We start from the raw sequence: 6,624 nt of genomic DNA on the forward strand, positions 1-6,624 counted from the left end.
GGGAAAGCCGCGGGCGGGCGGTCCCGCCGTCTCCCGTCGTTTCCGAGCGCGCGGGGGAGTGGTTCGAGGATTGCGTCATATGCCCTATTGTGCCCTCTTCAGGGAGTTCTCCAAGGGTTCTGACCCCGCGTTCAGGGAAGAATCAGGGTGTTCCCGGACGGCCGTGCAAGCGGCCGGCTGCTGTAATGGAGGCATGAACGACAACACCAATCTCAAGGAACGCTTCTTCCGGTGGATCCGCTCCACCGGTGTCATGCGCAGCGACGACCGATGGATCGGCGGCGTGGGCGCGGGGCTTGCGGCGCGTCTCGGCTGGAGTCCGGCGCTCACCCGCGCCCTGCTGCTCGCCTCCGCGCTGCTGTTCGGCTTCGGCGCGGCCCTCTACGCCCTCGCCTGGGCCCTGCTGCCCGACGCCCGCGACGGACGCATCCTCGCCGAGGAGCTGCTCGCCGGGCGCTGGGACTGGACCTGCCTCGGCGTGTTCGCCGTGTTCGCCATCGCGCTGATGATCCCCGGCGCCGGATGGGTCGCCATCCTCGCCGCGGGCCTCACGCTGTGGGCGATCTGCCAGAGCAGCGTGCGTCAGCAGCACGGATACGGCTTCGGCACGCGCCGCGGCCGCAACGGCGGACCGGCCGGTCCCGCGGCGGGCCCGTATGGCCCGTACGGACCGGGATACGGCCCATTCAACCCGACCGGTCCGGGGACGGCTGGACCCGGATACGCTCCGGGGGTCGGCGCGCCGAACGGCCCGGTCCGCGGTTCGTCTCCGGCCGCCGGCGCGTCGCAGCCCGGACGGCCGTACTCCGGCAATCCGTACGCCGCTCCGGCGAACGCCGCAGCCGAGCCGCCGCTGTGGCGGGGCGGGCCGATGGACGGCCCGGAGATGCAGGCGTCCGCGAACGGCTCGTCCGTCGCGCCCGACGGGACGTACGTCTCGACGGGCGCCGGTGCCGCCGCCGCGTCCGCCGTCCGTCCGTCGCAGTCGGCGCCCCGCCCCGTGCAGCCGCCCAAGCCGCGCCGCGTCCGCCGCCGGCCGGCCGGTCCGCTCGTCGTCCTCGTGACACTGGGCGTGACATTCGTCTCCGCCGCGATCATGCTCATGCAGGTGGGCGGCGGACTCACGACCATGTCCATCGACGCGATGTTCCGCGAGTCGACCGTCTGGATCTCCGTCGTATGCATCCTGATGGGTGCGGTCCTCGTCGTGCTCGGCGCCCGTGGACGCCGCTCCGGGGGTATGATCCCGCTCGCGCTTGTGGCCGGATTCACCGCATGCTGCATGATCGCGACGACCTGCGTCTACGCGTATGCGGTCCGCGCCACCTCCGCCGACGCCCTGAGCGGTGACTACGCCACGGTCGAGCTGGGCGGCAACAAAGGCTCCTCCAACGCGAACGGCATGGTCGAACAGCAGGCGAAGTACGACGGTCACAACTACTGGGTGTCCGACTCCAGTCCGAAGACCTACGACCGTCTCAGGAAGGGCGTCTACTTCAAGGGCACCACCTACGCCGATTCCAAGGCCAACATCGATCTGAGCAGGTATGACCGCTGGAATCAATCCGAGACGAACTCGTACGTCAAGGGTTGCCCGGCCGGTCAGATCAACCTGACCGTCGACCACGCCGACGTGCAGGTCACGTTGCCCGACGGCTGCCCGTACGTCTTCGGACGGGACGGCATGCTCATCAACGAGGGACCCAGCCTCGGCGGATGGGGCACGGTCGTGCGAAGCAACTTCGTGGCGATCACGTTCCCCGGCGACGAGCCCTACGGCGAATGGGAGGGCGGCGCCGGCTACAGCTGGCAGTACAACGGCAGGTCCGACGACGACACCTCGTTCCTCGTCAACTTCGTGTCCGGCAACGCGGGACGCGTCTCCATCAAGTACGAATCCGACAGCGAACTGCCCTCGTACACCGATTTCGTGAAGTCGTACGCGCGCGACGGCGATTTCTACGGGCTCGACGACACCACCCGCAAGCACTACGACATAGAGACCGGAGGATCGGATCCGTCCTCCGTTCCCGACGCCACGGACAAGTCCGATCAGTCCGGCAAGTCCGATCAGTCCGACAAGGAGGACCCCAATGAGTGACGACACCACCAAGCTCATGCCCGTGTACGTCTCGGACGACGACAAGACCCGCGTGATGCCGGAGACGCCGGCGCCGGCGTCCGTCGACGAGACCCGCGTGATGCCGGTCGATTCCGGCGCCGCGCACGATGCGGACGCGACGACTGTCATGCCGGCCGCCGATGCGACATCGCACGAATCGGACGAGACGACCGTTCTGCCCGCGGCACCCGACCATGCCGAGGACGGCACCGTGACGCTCCCGACCGTGACGCCGACCGTCCCGGCCGACACCGAGGTGATGGCCCCGGCCATCGAGGTGAGATCGCAGGAGGCCGAGGATGCGCAGGCCACGCAGGCCCTCGAGCAGATCCCCTCCGACCTCGACGACTTCGCGGAGCCGGCCGCGGATGCGGACGGGCGGTCCGATGCCGAACCCTCCGCCGCGAACCCGCTGCTGGACCAGCCGATCATGAACGCGGCCTACGGGGCCGTGCCCCCCGCGTCCGTCCCCGGCCCGTCGGCCGCAGATGCGCCGGACCCGTCGGGCATGCCGGATTCCGCGTCCGGCCCCGCGGTCCCGCCTGCGCCGGACGTCCATGCCGCCCCGGCCACACCCGTCGCCAAGCCCGAGCCGCCGAAGGGCCCCAGCGTCCCGACCATCGTGTTCGGTGTGCTCGGCGTCCTGCTCGGCGTGGTCGGCCTGTTCGTCGGACTCGACATGGACCTGATCGGCGACTGGCTGGTCACCCTGACCCCGCAGACGGTCATCGCCGTCCTGTGCGCGGCCACCGGCGCCCTCCTGCTGGTCGTCGCCCTGATCTGGGGCATCGTCAAGGCCGTCGCCAAGCCGAAGTCCGGGTCCGCGGCAGGCGTAGAGTAGGGCATCATGATGAGAACGGTGAGGAACGTGATGTCGGTGATCGTGGTCGCCGCCATCCTCCTCACCGTTTTCGCCGTCTCGGGCCAGCTCATGATGCCGCGATGGCGGGCCGAACCCTACCGCGACCACCTCACGGTCGCCTCGTCGGACACGGCGGTCACGCCGCGGGACACGACCCTCGCCCTGCCGCACGAAGGCGCGTACCGGACCCGCGAACGCGACATCACCATCCACCTCAAGGACGGCGGCAGCGTGCCGGCGATCCTGCGCGAGCCAGTCGGCGCGCCCGGCAAACGCCCGGCGTGCCTGTTCGTGCACGGGTCGGGCACCGGCGGCGCCGAGGACTTCGGCGACATCGCCAACGCGATGAGCTCCGCCGGCATCGTCACGCTCGTGCCGGCCAAACGCACCGACGACTACACGCCGCTGCACCGCGACTACCCGCGCTTCGCCCGCGACTACTCCGCCGCATTCGACCTGCTCAAGCTCGTCCCCGGCGTCGACGCCGACCGCACCGGCCTCTACGCCGAATCCGAGGGCACGTGGATCACGATGCTCATGACCGAGCGACGGCACGACGTCGCATTTTCCATCCTCTCCTCCGCGCCCGTGTTCAAGGGGCGCGAGCAGATGGCGATGGCCGTGAGTACCTACGTGCATCAGGCCGGTGCGCCCCGGGCCGTGGTGCGCGACGCCGCCAAGCTCATGTCGCTCGACTTCGCGCCGTTCGACCTCGAATACGCCGACTTCGACGCCGACTCGGCGCGCGACAGCCTGACCATGCCGGTCCTCGTCAACTACGGCATCTACGACACGGCCATGCCGATCGAACAGGGCGCGAAGGCCATCATCGACACGGCCGCGCGGCACGGCAACCGCAACGTGACCGTCCGCTACTTCGCCGCCAACCATCAGATGCGCGCAGGCAGAGGACTGTTCGCGCCCGGTCTGCCGCTCGCGGACGGATACACGAGGATGCTGTCCGACTGGATCAACGGCGTCGCCGCCGGCGTCGGCGCGGACGGCTGGGCGACGCCGCAGATCGCGGGCGCACAGCCGCACCAGCGATACGCGGCGCCGGACGCCACCGACTCCGGCATTATCGGCTCGCTGGGCGTGCTGGTCGCCCTGACCGCCGGCACGCTGCTGTGCTTCCTGCTGGCGGCGATCGGGGGAGTGATGTTCCTGATCCGCGGTCTGGTCCGCCGCCATCGGCTCGCCGTCTCCGCGGCCGACCGCTCCGGAACCGGTCATGGGCGCTTCCCCGTGGTCGACAAGCACGGACGCGCCCTGCGGGCATGGCCCGGCACCAGCCGCGGCTTCGTGCGCGTGGTGGGCTATTCGGGCGGACTCAAGGCGCTGCTGGCCGCCGGGGTCGTCTGTTCGGTGCTCACGCTCGCGGCGCTCGGTGGATACCTGTCGTACGTGGGCGTCGCCGCGTTGTACGAATGGCGCGACCCGACGGTCATGTCGACCGGATTCACGACGCTGCGCGCGTGCGCGGCGGTGGTCGTACTCCTCGCCGCATGGCTCGTCACCTGGCTGTGGCGCGCATGGCGCGTGCGCCGCGCGTACATCGTCCACGGCCTCTACCCGGCCGCGCGGCGCACGCGTTCATCGTGGGTCCTCGGACGCTGGCATTGGATGCTGGCGCTGCTGATCCTCGCGGGCATGCTGCTCACACTCGTCGTCTGCGCCTTCTGGGGTCTGTTCTCCTGACGTCTCCGACGTTCCGCCGTCGATGGTTCGTCGTCCCCGACGCGCCGTCGTCCGACCCTACCGTGCCTGCGCCAGCTCCGCCTCGTCGAGATCCTCGAACCCGCCCAGCCGGACCGTGTTGAGGATCGTCTCCTCGGTGAGATTGCGGTCCCGTGCCGCCAGATCGTCGATCATCGCCTCGTACAGGGCGAACGTCGCGTCGGAGTACGTGCCGAGTTCGCCGCGCAGATACGTCTCGAACGATGTGGCCGATGGAGTGTCCTCCGCGGTGGTGAGCACGCGCATCGCCTCGCCCAGCCTCGGCCAGCGGCCGCGGAAGTCGCGCGCCCATGCGACCTGTATGGCGATGACCCGCTCCTGCCTCGCGACGCGAGCGTCGGTCAGACGCGGGATGTACGGCTCGATGTTCCGCGCGAACTCGTCCGGCGCGGTCGAGGCCATCATGCGCCCGTACTTCTCGGTCACGAGATTACGGCCCACGCGGTCCGCCTCATCGAGATCATGCGCGTAGCTGCCCAGCAGCGGACGGTCCCACGTGAGGAACTGCGACAGGCGCATCTGGTGGAACACTGGCCAGTTGCCCTGACAGGCGGCCCGGCCTCCCTCGTTGTTCGTGCGCTGGAACTGATCCCACTCGTGGCGCACGATCGTCTCGCGCAGGGCGTCGGCGGCGTTCGCCCCGGATTCATCGGACATGTCGGACTCCTTTCACGGATCTCACAGACTGTGCAGGCAGGGGGCGTCGGAGACGATGTGCTCCTCGACGTACGGGCGCTGCCATTCGAGGAACGTCTCGTCCGAGGTCGTCAGTCCCTCGCGCCGAAGCTCCCTGACGACGTCCTTCGCGATCGACTCGACGGTCTCCTCGATCTTCTCGGCCGCCGGCGCCGCGCCCTTGCCGCCCTCGCCGAATCCGGCGCCGCCGTAGCAGGCGGCCGACGACAGGCGCATCACCGTCTCCAGACGTTCGCACACGTCCGGCAGCAGGGCGAACATCCTGCCGGACAGGCGGCGCAGGGCCGCGAACCGCCACTTGTAGTACGGCGCGTAGCCGACGATCAGCGGCTTGTTGACGAGGAAGACGAGCGAGGAGCACGCGTTGACGAACTCGTGGACCGACATCCACGCCGCGTCGCCGTCCCCGCGCTCGAGCGACCGTGTCAGGTTGTACTGCCCGGCCTGCGCGATCATGCCGAGACGTTTGGAGATCAGCGCGAGACGCACGTCGTCGGGCATGTCCTTGAACGCCTGACGCGCCTTCGAGAACGCGCCCAGCGGGTCGGAGAAAACCTCGCCGTTCGTCGCGGCGGCCAGCGTCGCCTCGTCGAGCATCATCCACTCGTGCGGCGCGTCCGGGGCGGGCGCCGTACGGTAGCCGGTGATCGACTCGAAGAAGTCGCCGATGCGGAACACGCCGTCGCGGCGGAACGCGCCCTGCGCGCGCGGCGTCGCGGTTCCCGAGGCGCCGGGGCGGACGAACCCGCGGAAATCGGCCGGCAGCGCCTCGTAGTCGGTCTGCAGGCGCTCGCCGATCGCCTCGTAGTCCTCGTCGGTGAGCCACAGGCAGAAGCGCGGGCCGAAGTCATGGTCCCGCGAACGCGCGTCGTCGAAGCCGTAGCATTCCGAACCGTGGCCGACGAGCCCGGCGGCGATGCGCCCGGCGTATTCGGGGTACTTCGCCTGGAGCATCGGCCTGCCGATCTCCTCCCAGTACGCGCGGGCCAGCTTGAGCCCGGAGACGGCGGAGCGTCCGGTGCGGGTGGGGGCGGGGGCGGGCAGCGGGGTGTAGGGTGCGAGGGGTGGAGGGGGGGGGGGCGCCGGTCGCATCATGCCCCTCCGCGGCCGCGGCACCGTCCGCCGCCGGCCGGACAGCCGATGCGTCCGGCCCGTCCGTCATACGACCCTCCGCATCCGCGCCGGCCACCGCGCCCACGTCACCCAT

Annotated in this window: 4 protein-coding genes and 1 pseudogene; 3 read left to right on the forward strand and 2 right to left on the reverse strand. The window is 70.0% G+C overall.

Annotated elements, in window-relative coordinates; genetic code table 11:
• The first annotated feature begins 193 nt into the window (after window positions 1–193).
• The 3 genes from JS528_RS10910 to JS528_RS10920 are packed head-to-tail and all read left to right on the forward strand — an operon-like array spanning window position 194 to window position 4,682.
• Entirely contained in the window at window positions 194–2,101 is a 1,908-nt protein-coding gene (locus JS528_RS10910) for a PspC domain-containing protein (protein WP_214359066.1), read from the forward strand.
• Complete coding sequence (locus tag JS528_RS10915; protein ID WP_214359067.1) at window positions 2,094–2,963, forward strand: hypothetical protein; 870 nt, start codon at window positions 2,094–2,096, stop codon at window positions 2,961–2,963. Before JS528_RS10910 ends, JS528_RS10915 begins: the two co-directional genes overlap by 8 nt.
• Window positions 2,964–2,969: 6 nt before the next feature.
• On the forward strand, window positions 2,970–4,682 hold the full coding sequence (locus tag JS528_RS10920; RefSeq protein WP_214359068.1) for an alpha/beta hydrolase: 1,713 nt from the start codon (window positions 2,970–2,972) through the stop codon (window positions 4,680–4,682).
• Between the two features lie 57 nt (window positions 4,683–4,739).
• On the opposite strand, the gene JS528_RS10925 is transcribed toward JS528_RS10920, so the two are convergent.
• Both JS528_RS10925 and JS528_RS10930 read right to left on the reverse strand, forming a co-directional pair.
• Window positions 4,740–5,378, reverse strand: coding sequence for a DUF4125 family protein (locus tag JS528_RS10925; protein WP_214359069.1), 639 nt, complete (start codon window positions 5,376–5,378; stop codon window positions 4,740–4,742).
• Window positions 5,379–5,399: 21 nt separating this feature from the next.
• A pseudogene (locus JS528_RS10930) lies at window positions 5,400–6,422 on the reverse strand (DUF4037 domain-containing protein); the annotation flags it as partial.
• Between the last annotated feature and the right edge of the window lie 202 nt (window positions 6,423–6,624).

The organism is Bifidobacterium santillanense (assembly GCF_018555385.1).
Lineage (GTDB): Bacteria > Actinomycetota > Actinomycetes > Actinomycetales > Bifidobacteriaceae > Bifidobacterium > Bifidobacterium santillanense.